21 protein-coding genes are annotated in these 17,307 nt (G+C 50.6%); 17 read left to right on the forward strand and 4 right to left on the reverse strand.

Translation table 11 applies throughout. The annotated features are described in order from the left end of the window. The first annotated feature begins 2 nt into the window (after positions 1-2). Complete coding sequence (locus QJQ48_RS13085; protein ID WP_346291680.1) at positions 3-1,145, forward strand: restriction endonuclease; 1,143 nt, start codon at positions 3-5, stop codon at positions 1,143-1,145. Positions 1,146-1,402: 257 nt separating this feature from the next. Here QJQ48_RS13085 and QJQ48_RS13090 read toward each other — a convergent pair whose 3' ends face one another. Next, a complete protein-coding gene (locus tag QJQ48_RS13090) occupies positions 1,403-1,852 on the reverse strand; it encodes an REP-associated tyrosine transposase (protein ID WP_346291681.1) in 450 nt (149 codons plus the stop codon). Positions 1,853-2,107: 255 nt separating this feature from the next. On the opposite strand from QJQ48_RS13090, the gene QJQ48_RS13095 reads away from it, so the two are divergent. The 7 genes from QJQ48_RS13095 (at position 2,108) to QJQ48_RS13125 (ending at position 6,046) form a co-directional block, all read left to right on the forward strand. Further along, a complete protein-coding gene (locus tag QJQ48_RS13095; RefSeq protein ID WP_346291682.1) occupies positions 2,108-2,581 on the forward strand; it encodes a type II toxin-antitoxin system VapC family toxin in 474 nt (157 codons plus the stop codon). 2 nt (positions 2,582-2,583) lie between these two features. Beyond that, on the forward strand, positions 2,584-2,811 hold the full coding sequence (locus QJQ48_RS13100) for a hypothetical protein (RefSeq protein ID WP_346291683.1): 228 nt from the start codon (positions 2,584-2,586) through the stop codon (positions 2,809-2,811). 39 nt (positions 2,812-2,850) lie between these two features. Next, the gene (locus QJQ48_RS13105; RefSeq protein ID WP_346291684.1) at positions 2,851-3,300 is read left to right on the forward strand and encodes a VOC family protein; all 450 of its coding nucleotides are present in this window, start codon (positions 2,851-2,853) and stop codon (positions 3,298-3,300) included. Positions 3,301-3,361: 61 nt separating this feature from the next. Further along, positions 3,362-3,805: an SRPBCC family protein gene (locus QJQ48_RS13110; protein WP_346291685.1), complete on the forward strand. Its 444-nt coding sequence runs from the start codon at positions 3,362-3,364 to the stop codon at positions 3,803-3,805. Positions 3,806-4,001: 196 nt separating this feature from the next. Continuing rightward, entirely contained in the window at positions 4,002-4,871 is an 870-nt protein-coding gene (blaOXA, locus tag QJQ48_RS13115; RefSeq protein ID WP_346291686.1) for a class D beta-lactamase, read from the forward strand. A 108-nt stretch (positions 4,872-4,979) separates the two neighbouring features. Then, complete coding sequence (locus QJQ48_RS13120) at positions 4,980-5,717, forward strand: HNH endonuclease (protein WP_346291687.1); 738 nt, start codon at positions 4,980-4,982, stop codon at positions 5,715-5,717. Positions 5,718-5,890: 173 nt separating this feature from the next. Continuing rightward, the gene (locus QJQ48_RS13125) at positions 5,891-6,046 is read left to right on the forward strand and encodes a hypothetical protein (RefSeq protein WP_346291688.1); all 156 of its coding nucleotides are present in this window, start codon (positions 5,891-5,893) and stop codon (positions 6,044-6,046) included. 97 nt (positions 6,047-6,143) lie between these two features. Here the strand turns inward: QJQ48_RS13125 and QJQ48_RS13130 are convergent, their stop codons facing one another. Continuing rightward, complete coding sequence (locus tag QJQ48_RS13130; protein ID WP_346291689.1) at positions 6,144-7,205, reverse strand: S-layer homology domain-containing protein; 1,062 nt, start codon at positions 7,203-7,205, stop codon at positions 6,144-6,146. Between the two features lie 152 nt (positions 7,206-7,357). Here QJQ48_RS13130 and QJQ48_RS13135 point away from each other — a divergent pair, with 152 nt between their 5' ends. From QJQ48_RS13135 to nblS, 6 genes are all read left to right on the forward strand, one after another. Next, entirely contained in the window at positions 7,358-8,257 is a 900-nt protein-coding gene (locus tag QJQ48_RS13135) for a S66 peptidase family protein (protein WP_346291690.1), read from the forward strand. 90 nt (positions 8,258-8,347) lie between these two features. Continuing rightward, positions 8,348-9,061, forward strand: coding sequence for a rhomboid family intramembrane serine protease (locus tag QJQ48_RS13140; protein WP_346291691.1), 714 nt, complete (start codon positions 8,348-8,350; stop codon positions 9,059-9,061). Between the two features lie 224 nt (positions 9,062-9,285). Next, a complete protein-coding gene (locus QJQ48_RS13145) occupies positions 9,286-10,245 on the forward strand; it encodes an orange carotenoid-binding protein (RefSeq protein ID WP_346291692.1) in 960 nt (319 codons plus the stop codon). Between the two features lie 144 nt (positions 10,246-10,389). Continuing rightward, on the forward strand, positions 10,390-10,716 hold the full coding sequence (locus QJQ48_RS13150; RefSeq protein ID WP_346291693.1) for a hypothetical protein: 327 nt from the start codon (positions 10,390-10,392) through the stop codon (positions 10,714-10,716). Positions 10,717-10,807: 91 nt separating this feature from the next. Further along, positions 10,808-11,989, forward strand: coding sequence for a transaldolase (locus QJQ48_RS13155; protein ID WP_346291694.1), 1,182 nt, complete (start codon positions 10,808-10,810; stop codon positions 11,987-11,989). A 196-nt stretch (positions 11,990-12,185) separates the two neighbouring features. After that, positions 12,186-14,081, forward strand: a complete 1,896-nt coding sequence (gene nblS, locus QJQ48_RS13160; protein WP_428843049.1) for a two-component system sensor histidine kinase NblS — start codon at positions 12,186-12,188, stop codon at positions 14,079-14,081. On the opposite strand, the gene QJQ48_RS13165 is transcribed toward nblS, so the two are convergent. Continuing rightward, positions 14,059-14,403: a zinc ribbon domain-containing protein gene (locus QJQ48_RS13165; RefSeq protein ID WP_346291696.1), complete on the reverse strand. Its 345-nt coding sequence runs from the start codon at positions 14,401-14,403 to the stop codon at positions 14,059-14,061. The genes nblS and QJQ48_RS13165 overlap by 23 nt on opposite strands. A 56-nt stretch (positions 14,404-14,459) precedes the next feature. Continuing rightward, a complete protein-coding gene (locus tag QJQ48_RS13170; protein WP_346291697.1) occupies positions 14,460-14,768 on the reverse strand; it encodes a TIGR03792 family protein in 309 nt (102 codons plus the stop codon). 170 nt (positions 14,769-14,938) lie between these two features. On the opposite strand from QJQ48_RS13170, the gene QJQ48_RS13175 reads away from it, so the two are divergent. The 3 genes from QJQ48_RS13175 to QJQ48_RS13185 all read left to right on the forward strand — a co-directional run bounded on the left by QJQ48_RS13175 (position 14,939) and on the right by QJQ48_RS13185 (position 17,283). Continuing rightward, complete coding sequence (locus QJQ48_RS13175) at positions 14,939-16,180, forward strand: HhoA/HhoB/HtrA family serine endopeptidase (RefSeq protein WP_346291698.1); 1,242 nt, start codon at positions 14,939-14,941, stop codon at positions 16,178-16,180. Positions 16,181-16,370: 190 nt separating this feature from the next. Then, positions 16,371-16,694: a phasin family protein gene (locus tag QJQ48_RS13180; RefSeq protein WP_346291699.1), complete on the forward strand. Its 324-nt coding sequence runs from the start codon at positions 16,371-16,373 to the stop codon at positions 16,692-16,694. 34 nt (positions 16,695-16,728) lie between these two features. After that, on the forward strand, positions 16,729-17,283 hold the full coding sequence (locus QJQ48_RS13185) for an FKBP-type peptidyl-prolyl cis-trans isomerase (RefSeq protein ID WP_346291700.1): 555 nt from the start codon (positions 16,729-16,731) through the stop codon (positions 17,281-17,283). Positions 17,284-17,307: the final 24 nt, after the last annotated feature.

Genomic DNA, 17,307 nt, shown 5'->3' on the forward strand with positions numbered 1-17,307 from the left:
GAATGAGCACCAAATCAATCAAGGATGATTTACTAATCCTCAATTCTGCCGAGAATAAAGTTTCGGAAGTTCAAGAATTTATCAACCAGGCAAGGGAACTGATAGCAGAAAGTAAATATATTGACATTGAGGAAACTAGAAGCAGATGCATCAAAGAGGCGACTCTTTTGCCCATCATAGGAAACTACACGCCAAGCTTTTCTTCGCTTGAGGCTAGTTCAAATAATTTGATTTTGGATCTTGATCAACAGTTGGATGCTGTACAAAAAATTTTAGAAGAATATAGTTTAATAATTTACACAAAAAGAATGAAGATTACGCCACCCTTTTTGCTAAATATAATTGAGGAAATTGAAGATTTATTAGCTAGATTACAAGATATTTATCTTGGGAAAAACTTACCTAGTTCCCAAAAAATTGAAGATTCCAGTCTTCCTAAATTAAAAGAGCAAGTTTCAGACATTGAAACATGTTTCGGAAAGAGTATTTCTCAGCCTCAAAGATGGACAGATCTAAACCGGCACCTTGCTTTTGGTGAAATTCATGATTTGGATGATATTGTAAATTGCGACTGGCCAAGTGTAAGGCAAGGTATCTTAAGGAGTTTCTTTCGATTGAGAGATATAGCTTCTTTAGATGGGGAAAGTATCAGTGAATTGAGAAGCCTAGTTAAGCATGTAGCGAATCGGAATCAATTTAGCTGGAAAGAACTTAGCTCAGAAGAATTTGAAAGATTAATTTTTCAGGTGGTTTCATCTCCAGATATCACTTATGAGAATGCAGAATTTTTAATGCGGACAAATGCTCCTGACTGTGGTAGAGATATTTCAGTATGGAGAGTCTATCAGGATAGTTTCTTTGGCTCAATCCGACATAGAGTAATCATACAGTGTAAGCATCGGCCAGATAAGAGTTTATCTGTAAAAGATATAAGCTATCTGAAGGATCAGCTTCAGCTATGGGAGCCACCCAGAGTGGATGTATTAATCATTGCAACAACAGGATATTTTTCTTCTGATTCAGTGAGGTTTATGGAAAACCACAATCAATCTTCTTCCGCGCTAAGAATTGAATACTGGCCCATTGAAAAGATCAAAAAAATAGTTGACTCCCGACCATATCTATTAGAGAAGTTTAAGGTCTAGTATTGTTTGGTATCTTTCTAAGATGTGTATGACTTCTGCCTAACAACCGCAATGCACCGGAACATCTCAATATGGTTGGTTTGCTGCGAAGGTTATCTAAGTCCGGTGATTGCGAGCGTTAGCAATCCTCCGACTTTGCAATGTCAGTACGATCGCCGATCTCCCGTAGGTTGGGTTGAGCAAAGCGAAACCCAACAGTAAAGACCTTCTTACTCCCAACCCACCTTGTCCGAAAATATCATTTCCCTATCAGCTCCTCAATCATCTGAATAGCAACCCTGCTCAACATAACGATGAAAACTCGGATGAGGCCATTTTCGAGGAGCATCCACTAATTGATGACGGACGGGATTGTAATGAATATAGTCAACATGCCGTTCAAAATCTTCTTGATCGCGGATTTGATGTTCCCAAAAACGTCGTTGCCAGATAGCCTGCTCCTTTTTCTTGTAGCGAGCTAGTGAGCGCTGGCATTTATAGTTTTCTGGACAATGACGACTAAAATCAGTTTTGATAAGCCGCCAGCGCGTAGAGAAATTAGCATCTCCCTCGGGTAATGTCCAAATGCAATGGAGATGATCCGGTAAAAGGACAATGGCATCAATATCAAACGGATAGCGTTGTTTGACGGTGTGGATTGCTTGCCGGAGTAGCTGAACGGTTTTGTCACTCTGGAACAGGTGCTGGCGATTGTAAGTGACAACCATGAATTAGTCTAAACACCAGTTCAGAGGGTGTGGGCTTTGCTCCCGGTTGGGGGGTGAAGTGAACCCCTGCAGACCGATTTTCGTCTACTCATCTGACTTCTGACTATGGATACGATGAAATCGAATCGGACAAAGAGTGAAATTGGCTTTGGTGGGAGGAAATAATCAGAGTTTTGTGGAAGCGGTCTGACCTAGCCTGAAAGTTGGCAAGCTAAAGGGCAAGCTAAGATACATAAAATGCTGCCTAGTGTTTGCATGAGTGAAACTGTTTACATAGAAACGAGTATTTTAGGCTACCTCACTGCTCGCCCCAGCAGAGACCTTGTTGTGGCTGCCAATAGTGAGATAACCAGAGAGTGGTGGGATACACGTCGCAGTGACTTTCGACTTTATACATCTCAAGCAGTCGTAAGAGAAACTTCTCAAGGCGATGCTCAAATTGCAACCCAGCGGCTTGAAATCATCCGCGACTTTGAATTGCTCGAACTGAATCAATCTGTCCTTGACTTAGCAGAGCAATTCTTAGAACGTAGCAGTCTTCCCTCAAAAGCCGATGTTGACGCTGTTCATATCGCAGCCGCAACAATTCATGGAATGAATTATCTACTCACGTGGAACTGCAAGCACATAGCTAATGCCCAAATTCAGAAGAAATTGGCAGAGATTAGTTTCGATTCTGGGTATGAGTTGCCGATTCTTTGTACACCCTATGAACTGCTTGGAGGTTAACTATGTATCAAGATGCAATTGTGGAAGAAATTCACAGAATTCGTGAAGAGTATTCACGATCATTCAACCATAACTTGAAAGTACTTTTCGCTGATCTGCAAAAGCAACAAGCTGAGAGCGGCAGAAAAGTTGTGAATTTGTCGCGGAAGCGCGGTCTAACAACACGTTGGAGCGGGCGGGCGAGAGATCTTAATGAGGATACAAAGGATACTAGCCGCCGCTCAACTTAGCCGTTATGCGGCAAAACCAAGCATAGGAAGTTCAACAAAATGAGTATTCCATCTACAGTATCTGTTTGCCTTTGGTACGATGGCAACGCCGAAGAAGCGGCACGGCTCTACACGTCACTAATCCCCAACTCTGAAGTCACGAACATCTCACCCGTGATGGTGACTTTTACGCTTGATGGGGTGCCGTTTCAGGCGTTGAATGGTGGGCCACAGTTCAAACCTACCGAAGCATCATCAATCGTCGTAAGCACTAGGACCCAGGAAGACACTGATCGACTCTGGAGCGCACTCACAGCTGATGGTGGTTCAGAAGGTCGATGCGCCTGGCTAAAGGATCGCTTTGGCGTATCCTGGCAAATTGTTCCGCAGATCTTGCCGAAGCTCTTAGGTGCGACTGATCGACTAGCTGCTGATCGGGTATTTCAGGCAATGTTGAAAATGTCGAAGATCGATATCAAAGCTCTAGAGGCTGCCTTCAATGATTCATGAGCCCATCTGCAATAAGCTTCGTAGTGAATGTTGTGCAGCCTAGAATACTGGAGGAAACGTCATGAAGAAATTAACTTATTCAATTACGATCAATAAGCCTGTCAATTTCGTATTCACAAAACTTACGGACAAATCGGTGTACCCACTTTGGGCAAAAGCCTGGGGTGAAGGTATGACCTGTGAGGGAGAGTGGAAAGAGGGGCAGCACATTTCATTTTTTGACGAAACTCAAGGTGGCACAAAGGCATTAGTCGAACATGTTGTGCCCAATGAGACTATCAGGATGAAACATGTGGCTATGGTCAATCCTCAGAATATTGAAGTGGCACTAACTGACGAGATGATGCGAAAGTGGATCGGTTCGCGAGAAGATTATTACTTCAAGAGAGAAGGAGATGATGTTACGACGCTTGATGTTGTCATGCTAGCTGATGAGGCTTTTGAAGAAATGATGAACGTGTGGTCTCAAGCACTCCAGCTTTTCAAGGATGTATGCGAAGCATAACAACCGTTTGTAGCGGACGGCGTGCCGCCGCCGAACCGGAATGTTATGCCGCAAAGCTGATAATTCGTGAAGTACTTTGGAGTTTATATGTTGTCACTCATACTCTAGAGATTGAATTAAATCTCAGGTTCTGGAATTCATGAGTTTTCTACTGTATCTTATAGCTGCTTAGAAATTCACTACGCTGTAGAAGGCTATGAACCGAGCAATTCGTTTTACAAGCATCACTTTGGTTTCGTTAAGTTGCATTGTTTTCACCCTATTTCAAACAACACAACCTGTATTGTCCTTCTCGCAGTCAACAATTGAGGCTTCGTCCGCTGCAAACATTGCTCAAAATTTAGATTTTGGGCGACACTTCCAAGATTTGGGAGTCGAAGGCTCAATTATGATATACGACTCGAAGAACGATCGTACCTTTCAGCACAACCCAGAACGCAATACAACTGGCTTCCTTCCAGCTTCTACCTACAAAATCTTAAATTCCCTAATTGCGCTAGAAACAGGTGTCATTTCAGATGAAATTGCTGTTCTGACGTGGGACGGCATTCAGAGAACGGTACCACAGTGGAACCGAGATCTGAACATGAAAGAGGCCATTAGGCTTTCTGCTGTGTGGTTTTATCAGGTTCTCGCCCGTAGAATAGGTCATGAACGGATGCGAGACTGGGTGGCTCAGGTAGGATACGGCAACCAACAGATTGGTAGTAGCGAAGACATTGATCAGTTTTGGTTACAGGGAGAATTGCGGATTACACCTCAAGAGCAAATTCAATTTCTTCGGCGTTTTTACGAGGGTGATTTACCCTTCTCTGAGCGCTCGATCTCTATCGTCAAAGACATCATGCTTCTAGAGCAAACCCCAGAATACACCATCCGAGGAAAGTCAGGTTGGGTTGGGTTTGGCGATGATGCCAGTCCTCAAATCGGCTGGTTAGTTGGGTATTTGGAAAAGGAAGGTAATGTTTACTACTTTGCCACAAATATAGAGATTCGTAGTGGAGAAGATGCTGCTGCTCGAATGGAAATTACACGTCGGTGCTTTAGTGATTTAGCATTGCTGTAATCACATCTGAAAGGCTGCATAACAACCCCCTTGCAGCGGACGGAATAGAGACTTGATGCCGTGATGAAAATTACTGGCCGCCGCTGCACTTCACCGTTATGCCACTAAATGTTTACGCCTGCTGATCCACCGAAACGACATGATTACGTTGCGGCCATCAATGCAATCCGTGACGAATTGGGAGAACGTGACCTCGACGTTCTACGATTCCAGTTTCAATCACCGGGTCGGTCAGTAACATCGCAAGATATCCGAGACCATTTCTCATATGGCGGAATCGGCGCTTCAAACCTTCTCTATGGGAAACTCGGTAACAAGTTTGCAACCGCTTTGCCGATGGAAACCGAACCAAAAGGTTCAGCCCGCACACGCTATTGGAAGTCGTTATCAACGGGCGACGGAACCGGAGAGCACTTTATTTGGATCATGCGGCCTGAATTGGCTAATGCGCTGATCGAAACCGGAATCGTACAACCTGAAACTGATGGTTTGGCGTTGGTGCCAGACGTTGACATTCACGCATCAACTTTTTCTGCCGTCGAAGGCCGACGTAAACTGGTAATTCACCTTGTCCGAGAACGGAACCGCGAACTAGTAAAACAAAAAAAGACCTCTGTTGATATTCCGAAATGCGAAGCTTGTGGCTTCTGCTTTGTGGAATACTACGGCGACGACTATTGCGAAGTTCATCACCTAACTCCGTTGGCCGACTTGACCGAAGATACTGAAACAACGCTCGACGATTTGGCAATTGTGTGCGCTAACTGTCACCGTATAGTTCACCTTCAATTCCCTCCGCTTTCGATTGCCGAACTCAGATCGAAAATCGAACGACACCGCAAATAGTGGCATAACAAAGCAATGCACCGGAGCCGCGAAGTCGGGCGTTTTCAAATGGACAATCACTCGTCGCGGCCCGGTGATTGCAGGCGTTAGCGCGATCCTCACTTACCGAAATCGCCGCCGACAGCTCCGACGACTCCCAAACCATCCGCCATATCCTGATCGGTTCTCCCGCTTTGGTCAAGCGTACCATTCACCAGCTTCACCAGGCCCGCTACGCCGAAACCTGCAGCTGGACGCACCCGATTGAAATTCCCGACGGCCGCGTCATCATCACCCCCGTTCCGGGTGAGGTGATGGGCCTGCTAGTCAAGCGCGTGCGGCTGGAATAGGGCTTAGTCTCAGTCAGAACTTACGTAGAAGACAGGATGAGTCTGCCTGGTGAACATTTACCGTGAGCCGCGCTCTAGTCTGCGAAAAGTTTCTGAGCTAAGACTCATCCGCCTCTTCCGGTGCAGAAGCATCAGGTGTTGTTCTGGCAGGCGGTTTCCCCGCTGCTAGATCCGAAGCTGAAATGCCCTCAGTCTGAGTACCAAAGCGCCAGAGGGCCGCCGCCGCTTCGGCGCGAGTGGTCGCCTTCTTCGGCAGCAGCAGCGTCGTATAGCCAAAGGCGCGGCGAATATTGGAAAATTCGCCATTTTGATAGTCTGCCAGCACCGCTTTCAGCGCCAGCGGCTCAACTTTAGCCGCATCCTGAAAGCCCCAGGCTTCCTGCACCGCCTCAATCGAGGCATTGGGCAAAGCCTGCCGCGTATCCAAAGGCACCTTCCACAAAATCAGATCTTCGCGCGTCAGGGGGGCATCGGGGCGAAAATTGACGGCAGTAGAGTTGCCCGTGAGGGCGCTGGGAATCAGTCCGGCTTCTGCCAGTCCTTGAATGGCAGCAAAGTCTGGATCGGCAGTAGGCACGTCCTGAAACGCGGGCTGGGCGCTAGCAACGCCCTGACGAATTTTTTTGCTGGCCTGATCGCTATAAAACTGATTGTTGGCATTAAACAGCCAGCGGGCATAGTTGCGGCGGGTAATAGCCTGATTCGGCTGAAACTGATTGGTGGCCTCACCTGATTCGCTGGGAGCGGTATCAATCAGTCCTACCTGAGCCAGATCTTCTACATAGGACTGTAATTCTGCTGGGGCCTGATCTAAATCGCTAAAGCTTTGACGGCTACGAACGGGCGATCGCGCCGCTGTTTCCTCAGGAGCCGTAGCCGTCTCCGGCGGCATTGGGCCAATGAAGTCAGGCTCGCCCGGCTGCGGTGCCTCTGCCATTGGTTCGTCTACAGCAGTCGATTCTGAGTCGCTGGGGTCTGCCTCGGTATTAGGTGTACTGGCCTCGGTGCCAAACGGGGGATTTTGGCTGAGCTGCGGATCGGCCTCTAGCGATCGCTCAAACAGTTGACTCAGCGGCCCGCCCGCACAGCCAGTTGCCACCAGCAGAATAAAAATTGGCCCAGCTAAACGAGTCTTAAACCTAAATAACCACGCCCACATTATTCGTATCCAAACAGGGAAGATACGTTTACGCTAGCGCAGTTGATGTCATTACAACAGCTTAAGATCGGCTGACAGCACCGAGGTTTCAGCTAGGATAAGAATCCCCACGGGGGTCCCAGTTATCGCTTCATACTTCGTGACCGTCGCTTATGCAACTTGCTTTTTGCCAACCACCACCGCCGCTAACGCCAGGCGATCGCCTCTGCGTTGTTGCCCCCAGTGGAGCGCTGCGGGAACTAGAAAAATTTCAGCAGGGAGTCGATGTTTGGCGATCGCGGGGCTACGAAATTGAGCTGATTCCTGGCTATGACGCTCAGTGGGGCTATCTGGCAGGCAGTGACGGCGATCGCCGCCAGCAGCTCTACAAAGCGCTGCAAGATCCCGACTGCAAAGGCATTCTCTGTGCCAGAGGCGGCTATGGCGGCACCCGGCTGCTAGAAGACTGGCAGTGGCCGGACGTTAATAAGTGGCTGGTGGGTTTTTCTGATGTCACTAGCCTGCTGTGGAGCCTGAGTCAGCGCGGCATTGCGGGCATACACGGGCCGCTGCTGACCACGCTGGCGGATGAACCTGACGGCTCAGTGCAGCGCCTGTTTAATTGGATAGAAGGTCGCGGCATTGGGCCACTGCACGGTAACGGCTGGGGCGGCGGCAGCGCCGAGGGCAAGCTGATGCCTGCCAATCTGACGGTGGCAACGTGTCTGCTAGGGACATCAGCCGAACCGGCTTTAGACAACGTGATTTTGGCTTTTGAAGACGTGTCGGAAGCGCCCTACCGCATCGATCGGATGTTGACTCACTGGCGCATGATGGGCCGGCTTCAAGCCGTTCGGGGAATTGCCTTGGGGCGTTTTAGCCAGTGCGAAGCCAAAAAGCTGCCCAGCTTTAACGTGACTGAGGTGCTGCGCGATCGCCTGGGCGATTTGGGCCTTCCGATCGTGTCGGATTTACCCTTTGGGCATGACGGGGTTAATGCGGCGCTACCGGTGGGCGTTCCGGCCAGAATCGACGGCGATCAGGGCGTCTTGACAATTTTGCCTGCCGCATAGAGAGCCTGCTGCTGAATCGCTACAGCCCTACAGCACCCGCCCGCAATAAGCGCCTACAATCAAAAACGTACTCCTTCGCCAGCAGCGCCTGTGGTTCCCTTACGTGATGAGAATCCGATTCGCAGCACGCCGTATATTACCTACGGCCTCATCGGTCTAAATATTGCTATTTTTCTGTTTGAAATTGGCCTATCGCCCCAGGCACTAGAGCTATTTTTCGATCGCTGGGCGGTTGTTCCAGCTCAGCTCAGCACCAGCTTTCAGGGGGCTGGTCCCAACCCGCTACAGGAATGGTTCACCCTGATTTCGTCTCAGTTTTTGCACGGGGGATTTCTGCACTTAGGCGGCAATATGCTCTACCTGTGGGTATTTGGCAACAACATTGAAGACCGCTTGGGCAAGGTCAAATTCATTATTTTCTATCTAGGCTGCGGTATTTTAGCCGCCCTGAGCCAGTGGATCTTTGAACCTGGCTCTACCGTACCCACGGTGGGCGCTAGCGGCGCGATCGCCGGGGTGATGGGCGCTTACATCCTCAAATTTCCCCAGGCCCGTATCCTCACCCTGATTCCGCTTTTCTTTTTCATCACCACGATTCGCATTCCTGCTCTGTTCTTCCTGGGCTTCTGGTTTGTGCAGCAGGCCCTCTACGGCATTGCCAGCTTGGGGGCAACGGCTGATATGGGTACGGGCGGCGTGGCCTACTGGGCCCATGCGGGCGGCTTCATCTTTGGCATTGTCCTCGGCCCTTTGCTAGGTCTCTTCTCAGAACCAGCCGCTCCTCCCTCCCCGCCATACAGATAAACCTAGACAGCAGCGCCCAACAACTTACTAATCAAGGGCATTAGCAATGCCTATCCTTCAGCGCAAATGAAAGATTGAAATAAAAGTCAACTTTTTGTAATATTGTTTTACATTGTTACGTTTTCCATAAAAACAATGTGAGCTTGGGCAGCGGCAATGTCTACAGGTTTTTGCCATGTCTGACCCAGCGTTTTCTAAATTAATAATTTTACTGAGGGATTTTTATGCCATTTACGATTGATTCGGCTCGCGGCATCTTTCCGAGTACTCTAACGGCTGATGCCGTACCCGCAACGGTTGCCAGGTTCAACCAGCTCAGCGCCGAAGATCAGCTAGCCCTGATTTGGTTCGCTTATCTAGAAATGGGTAACACAATTACCGTGGCGGCTCCTGGAGCAGCGAATATGCAGTTTGCGGAGAGAACCTTAGAAGAAATTCAGAAGATGTCGCCGCAAGAGCAGTCCCAGACCATGTGCGATCTGGCCAATCACGCGGATACGCCCATCTGCCGGACTTATGCCACTTGGACACCTAACCTGAAGCTGGGCTTCTGGTACCAGCTTGGTCAGTGGATGGATCAGGGAAGCGTCGCCCCCATTCCTGAAGGGTATCAGCTTTCTGCCAATGCTTCAGCCGTCTTGCAGGCCATCAAGAACTTAGATTCTGGTCAGCAAATTACGGTTCTGCGCAATGCCGTAGTGGATATGGGCTTCGATACCAGCAAACTGGGCAGCTACAAGCGCGTAGCTGAGCCTGTGGTACCCCCCACATCAATTGCTCAGCGGACTCAGGTTTCGATTGAAGGCGTCAGCAACTCCACGGTGCTGAGCTACATGAACAACCTGAATGCCAATGACTTTGATGCCCTGATCGAACTGTTTGCGGCTGATGGAGCACTGCAGCCACCTTTTCAGCGGCCAATCGTTGGTAAAGAAGCCATTCTGCGATTCTTCCGGGAAGAGTGCCAAAATCTGAAGCTGATGCCTGAGCGCGGCGTTTCAGAGCAAGCAGAGGCCGACTACACCCAAATTAAGGTCACCGGAAAAGTGCAGACACCCTGGTTCGGGGCCAACGTCGGCATGAACATGGCCTGGCGCTTCTTGCTGAACTCTGAAAACAAGATTTTCTTTGTGGCAATTGACCTGCTGGCGTCCCCGAAGGAATTGCTGAATCTCGCCCGATAAGCCCAACCAGCCAATTTCTGTAGGCCGAAAAGTTACCCCTTAACTGAAAGCGCTCTGGAGACTCAGAGCGCTTTCAGCGTCAGAAAATGAGACATTTTGTTAAGATATGTAAGGCAAAAATTTCGAGAATATCAGATTTGAATAATGCAGGTGAGTAATACTGAGTGGTCGCTGGCTGAAAAGGAAATTGCTCAAGCGGCCCTAAAAAGCGCCTATGACCGAGAGGTTCAGGCTTTAATCTCAACAGTTCGAGCAAGGGCGGGCGATATTACAGCGCTGGAAGATATTTGGCAGCTTCATGACCTTTTAAGCACCAAAAGGTACGAGATTGACGGCAAGTACGACGATAGGGAATCCTCTCTCGTTTTTGTATTTTCCCAACTGGTTAAAGAAGGCTGGCTACAGGTCAATGAGCTGGCGGGTCTAGACGAAGCCAAGCTAGCCAAGGTAAAGGCTTTGACCCGGATGTAATCTTGCCCTCTCGATTTTAATCTCCGATTAACAGTAAATCAGGCCAGGCTGACTACAATAAAAGCAATCACGGCACCGCTGAGGAACAGTCATGGCGCAGAGTTTGCTAGAGCAGCTACGGGAAATGACCATTGTGGTCGCTGATACTGGCGATATTCAGGCGATCGAGCAGTTTAAACCGCGCGATGCGACTACTAATCCGTCGCTGATTACCGCTGCTGCCCAGATGCCTCAGTATCAGGAAATTGTGGACGAGACGCTGCTAAAAGCCAAGGCTGATGCTGGCTCTGGAGCTAGTGATAAAGATATTGCCAACCTGGCATTCAAGCGGCTGGCGGTTGCCTTTGGCCTCAAGATTTTGCAGATTATTCCCGGACGAGTTTCTACTGAGGTAGACGCTCGCCTCTCTTACGACACCGAAGCTACCCTTGAAACGGCGCGAGATTTGATTGCTCAGTACGAAGCGGCTGGGGTCTCCCGCGATCGCGTCTTGATCAAAATTGCCTCCACCTGGGAAGGGATTCAGGCCGCCAAGGTGCTAGAAACCGAAGGCATTCACTGCAACCTGACGCTGCTGTTTGGCCTGCATCAGGCGATCGCCTGCGCCGAGTCCGGCGTCACCCTGATTTCGCCCTTTGTCGGTCGCATCCTCGACTGGTACAAAAAGGAAACAGGCCGCGAGGACTATCCGCCTGAGGAAGACCCCGGCGTTCAGTCCGTCACCGAAATCTACAACTACTACAAAAAGTTTGGCTACAGCACCGAAGTTATGGGGGCCAGCTTCCGCAACATTGGCGAAATCACCCAGCTTGCCGGCTGCGACTTGCTGACGATTTCACCCAAGCTCCTGGCGCAGCTAGATAGCACTGAAGCAGACCTGCCCCGCCAGCTCACGCCCGAAAAGGCCGCTAAGGCTGACATTGCCAAAATCACGATGGACAAAGCGACTTTTGACAAAATGCACCAGAGCGATCGCATGGCCTCAGAGAAGCTAGATGAAGGGATTCGTGGTTTTAGCAAGGCGCTAGAAACTTTAGAAACCATGCTGGCCGATCGCCTGCGCCTGCGGCTACAAGGGGAACAGCTGGTCAATCAGGCGGCTGAAGAGGTCTTTCAAGCCTACGATCTAGATGGCGATGGCTTCATCACCCGCGAAGAGTGGATGGGCACCGATGCGGTGTTTGACGCCCTCGATCGCGATCATGACGGTAAAGTCACCCCTGATGAAATTAGCGCTGGCCTCGGTGGCGGCTATCAGCTGGTTCAGGTCTAAGCGGCTCGAAATAGGCTCAATGAGGCAGTCTGTGAAGCAACCCGCTTGCTGGGGAATGTTCGTGCGAAAATAGGCATATATTATTGAACCAATGCAATAAGGCTTACGGCATAAATCGGCTTTGATTAAGATTTTAGGCAAGCTCAGAGAACTGATTGTTCGCTGGTGGGGCGATTTTACCCTCCAGACGCGGCTCATGGCAGGGGCAACGCTGGTAGTTTCCTTGATCATGAGCGGTCTGACCTTTTGGGCGGTCAACACAATTCAGCAGGATGCACGGCTGAATGACACTCGCTTTGGCCGCGACTTAGGGCTGCTACTGGCGGCTAATGTAGCACCGCTGGTCTATGAGGGCGATCGCACTGAGCTAGCCCGCTTTTCCTATAGCTTTTACCAAAGCACCTCCAGCGTGCGCTATATGCTCTATGCCGACGAAGATGGCGACATTTTCTTTGGCATTCCTTACTCTGAGCCGGCGGTGCAAAATTCCCTAGCCATTCGGCGGCGGATGCAGCTCCCGGAAAACTACGTTCGCAGCGCTGATCTGCCGCTAGTACGACAGCACATCACGCCCTTGGGCGAAGTCACCGATGTCTTTGTACCCCTCAACTATGAAGGCGAATATCTCGGTGTCCTTGCCTTGGGTATCAACCCCAATCCCACGGTTGTCACCTCCTCCCATCTCACCCGCGACGTTACCGTCGCCGTCTTTGTCTCCATCTGGGTAATGGTCATCTTAGGCGCGGTTTTCAATGCCCTCACCATTACCCAGCCCATCAAAGAACTCCTGGTCGGCGTTAAAAACATTGCCGCCGGTAACTTTCAGCAGCGAATTGATCTTCCTTTGGGCGGAGAGCTAGGCGAGCTGATTCACAGCTTTAACGACATGGCCGAGCGCCTAGAGCGCTATGAAGAACAAAATATTGAAGAACTGACGGCAGAAAAAGCCAAGCTGGAAACTCTGGTTTCAACCATTGCTGACGGGGCTATTCTGCTAGACACAGAAATGCGGATTGTTTTGGTCAATCCTGCCGCCCGGCGTCTTTTTGGTTGGGAAAATAGATTCCTAGAGACGGAGACTGTTCTAGAGCATTTGCCCAGTTCTGTCGCTATTCAGCTCACCCGTCCCCTTTACGAAGCGGCTGCGGGAGACGCTGAGGTGATGGAATTTCGCCTGATTTTGCCAGAGCCTTCTAGTCGCACCGTGCGAATTTTGCTCAACACAGTGCTCGATCAGGCCAGGGAAAATGTCAAAGGCATTGCCATAACCGTTCAAGACATTACCCGCGAAGTGGCTCTAAACGAAGCTAAAAGCCAGTTCATCAGCAATGTTTCCCACGAGCTGAGAACGCCGCTATTCAACATCAAGTCGTTTATTGAAACGCTGCACGAATACGGCGAAGATCTCAGCGAGCCAGAACGCCGCGAATTTTTAGAAACCGCCAATCACGAAACCGATCGCCTCACCCGCTTGGTCAACGACGTGCTTGACCTATCGCGCTTAGAGTCGAATCGTCGCTATCAGCTCAGCGGCGTGGACGTGACGCAGCCGATTGAACAGACCCTGCGCACCTATCAGCTTAATGCCCGCGATAAGCAGATTGAACTGCTGTCTGATATTGAGACTAACTTGCCCTTGGTATTAAGCAACTATGACTTACTGCTTCAGGTTTTAGTCAACCTCGTCGGTAACGCTTTGAAATTTACTACGGCGGGCGGCCAGATTATGATTCGAGCCTATCGATCGCCGCAGCCAGCTGCACACAATACCGTCAGCGCCGTGCGCATTGAAATTGCCGATACGGGCATTGGTATTGCTCCTGAGGATCAGGCCGCTATTTTCGATCGCTTTTTTAGAGTAGAAAACCGGGTTCACACCTTGGAGGGGACGGGTTTAGGGCTGTCCATTGTCAAAAACATTGTGGAAAAGCACAGCAGCCGCGTCAATCTGGTCAGCGAAGTGGGAACAGGCACCACTTTCTGGTTTGACCTCAACCTGTATACCGCTGCGATCGAAAACGAGGGAACAGCCGCTACCAGCAGTTCAGAAGGGGCCCAGTCAACCTCCCCTATATTGCAATCAGCAGGCTAATAAGCAACAATCCCACCAGGGTCAGCCAGGGTAAGTTACGTCTTAACCAGGCTCGATTGGGGAAGACAGCAGGCTGGGTGACAGAGTCTGCCACAGGAGCCGCCTTGGACTGATAGAGGGTACAGGACTGGGCAAACGGACGTTGAGGAAAGTTGCAGGTATCGTCTGCGTCATAAACACAGTCCGAGCATAAATAAGTACCTTCCTCCGCTCTGTAAAGTTCAATGCCCGGATGACCGTAAGCTTTCAGCTTTAGCCTACAGCGTGGACATTGCAAATCATTAGCTTGAACAGGCTGCTGGCAGCGAGGACAGGCTGGCATAGTAACTTCAGAGTAGGCGTACTGCTATCCTAGCGAGATTTTAGACCTTACCGCTTTCAGCTACTGAGAAAGCGACGCACCTGATACTCTTTAGACTCCAGCATCTCGTATTCAAAGCCCAGAGCCTGATCAAATGCGCGGGTAATCTTGTCTAGCCCAACTTGATCAATTGCTTTCCACTGCTCTCGGCTGGCCCAGCGGATCACCAAGATCAGCTCAGAGGTATCGTCTGGCGAGATCCAAACTTCCTTGCCCATAAAGCCATCATATTTTTCTAAAGCTGAATTCCAAATTTCGGCATCGATCTGCACGTACTTTTCCCGCTGCTCCGCCGGGACGCGAAATTTAAGCCACTCAATTACCATATCTGCTGCGATCGCTTGCTGCTGTAGCTGATCCTCTCATAGATTTTCCCCGTTGCAGTATTTTCACACTAGCTCCACATGGCCGCCATATCCGCTCATTAGAGTAAGGACTATAAGCAAAGTGATTAGAAAAACCAGACAGCTTATCGCAGATAGAGGTGAATAATAGAATGCAGTTAGACAATTCTTCTCAAACAGTTCAGTCCGGCTGGCAACAATGGCTATCCCGCAGTTCCTGTGTTCTGCTGGGTGCAGGACTGGCCGCTACGGGAGGCTACTTTGCCTGGAGTCCGCAGTCGCCTCTAAACCAGCAGGCCGTTGCTCAAACAGCCATCACCTCAACTGAATCTGCCGCCGTTGCTCAGGCTATTCCAGGGGGTTCTAGCAGCGGAGGTAACTTTGTCAGTCAGGTAGTCGATGCTGCCGGGCCTGCCGTGGTGCGGATCAATGCTTCCCGAACTGTGCGACAAGAAGTGCCGGAAGCCTTTAACGATCCTTTCTTGCGCCGTTTCTTCGGTGATCAAATTCCCATGCAGCCCTCCGAGCGGATTCAGCGCGGCGTTGGTTCCGGCTTTATCCTGGATAATCAGGGACACGTGCTGACTAACGCCCACGTGGTTGACGGCGCGGACAAGGTGCAGGTAACGCTCAAAGACGGACGCTCTTTGGCCGGAGAAGTTTTAGGTAGCGATCCGGTGACAGACATTGCCGTGATTCGCGTCGAAGGGGCCGATCTACCCACGGTGCAGCTTGCCGATTCTGACCAAATTAGACCGGGACAGTGGGCGATCGCCATTGGCAATCCCCTCGGCCTGGACAATACCGTTACCGCCGGTATTATCAGTGCTACCGGACGCTCTAGCGGCGACGTCGGCATTTCAGACAAGCGCGTAGACTTTATCCAGACTGATACGGCCATCAACCCCGGCAACTCCGGCGGCCCGCTGCTAGATGAGCAAGGTCAAGTGATTGGCGTAAACACCGCCATTATTCAAGGGGCGCAGGGGATTGGTTTTGCCGTACCCATCAACACTGCTAAGGAGATTGCGGATCAACTGATTGCCAATGGCAAAGTAGAGCATCCTTACCTGGGGATTCAGATGGTCACCTTAAATCCAGAAACCAAGGCCGAAATTGACGCTAATCCTAATGTCGGCTTTAGCGTTGACGAGGAGACAGGTATTCTGATTGTCAGCGTTGTGCCAGATTCACCTGCTGCTAGAGCCGGACTACGGGCTGGCGATGTGATTCGCCGGGTGAACGGTGAAGGGGTCGTCGATTCCGAGGCTGTTCAAAAGCAGGTATCTGCCGTGCAGGTTGGAGATGACCTCCGCTTGAATATCCGCCGGGGTGGCCGCGAAGTTACAATCACGGCTCGACCGGGCGCTCTGCCGACGCAGCAGACCCGGTAGTGGGCAAGCGGCGAGGCGATCGCCGCCGATAGCTGCGATTGGGCCATAGCATTTACTAGCAGGCGCGGCAGGTTCGGACTTCCGCGCCTATAAATTTCTGCGGGCTGCTCCATCTTTTGTCAGAATAAAGCGGTAGGCTGGGTCTGAGCATCGGCCACAGGCGCTTCTAAGTTCGCAGCGGGAAAACAGGATGGACACCAACAATCTGCTTAGGCAGCTAATTATGATCGGCGTGGGCACGACCTCTCTCGTGGCCGAAAAGCTCAAAGAAGTTACCGATGAGTGGGTCCGAGATGGTCGGCTCAATTCTGATCAGGCCCGACGGTTTGTAGATGACCTGATGGGGCAGCTTAATACCGAGCAGGGCAAGTTTGAAGAGCAGATGCAAAGGCAGCTGCGCAATGCCATGCAGGATTTAGGCGTACCGCAGCAGTCAGAAATGGATGAGCTGCGGGGCCGGTTGGATCGCTTGGAGCGTAAGCTGAGAGAAATCGAAAATCAGCTATGGAAATAGTATGCTCAAATCGTTGCTATTTAGGAAAAAAGCTGTGCGAGAAATCTTAATTAGCTTTGGTGTTCTGGTGGTTTGCTGTGTGGTGCTGATTACGGCCCAGGTTACCTCTGGCCGCAGTGAGGCGATCGCCGCCAATCTCCAAGCCAGCTCCCCCGCCATTGCTCAGCCCGAAGAGACTAGACTTGCTCAATCTGCCGACGATTTAACCCTCAATATGCCTTCAGAAGAGACTGCTCCCACCAACGACGACGTTGTCACCACGGAATCCGGCTTAAAGTACGTTGAACTGGTTGAAGGTACGGGCGCTTCGCCCCAGCCGGGCCAGCGAGTGACGGTTCATTACACGGGCACCTTAGAAGACGGGACTAAATTTGACAGCTCCCGCGATCGCAATCGGCCTTTCAGCTTCACCATTGGCGTGGGACAGGTGATCAAAGGCTGGGACGAAGGCGTGATGGACATGCATGTTGGCGGTCGGCGTCAGCTCATTATTCCGCCTGAGCTAGGCTATGGCAGCCGGGGCGCTGGCGGCGTTATTCCGCCCAATTCCACCCTGCTTTTTGACGTTGAGCTGCTGCGGATTGGCTAGCCCTCAAGAGCCTAACGGCTTTAA

Origin of the sequence: Sphaerothrix gracilis Ecp01, from assembly GCF_030405905.1 — a bacterium.
GTDB lineage: Bacteria > Cyanobacteriota > Cyanobacteriia > Phormidesmidales > Phormidesmidaceae > Sphaerothrix > Sphaerothrix gracilis.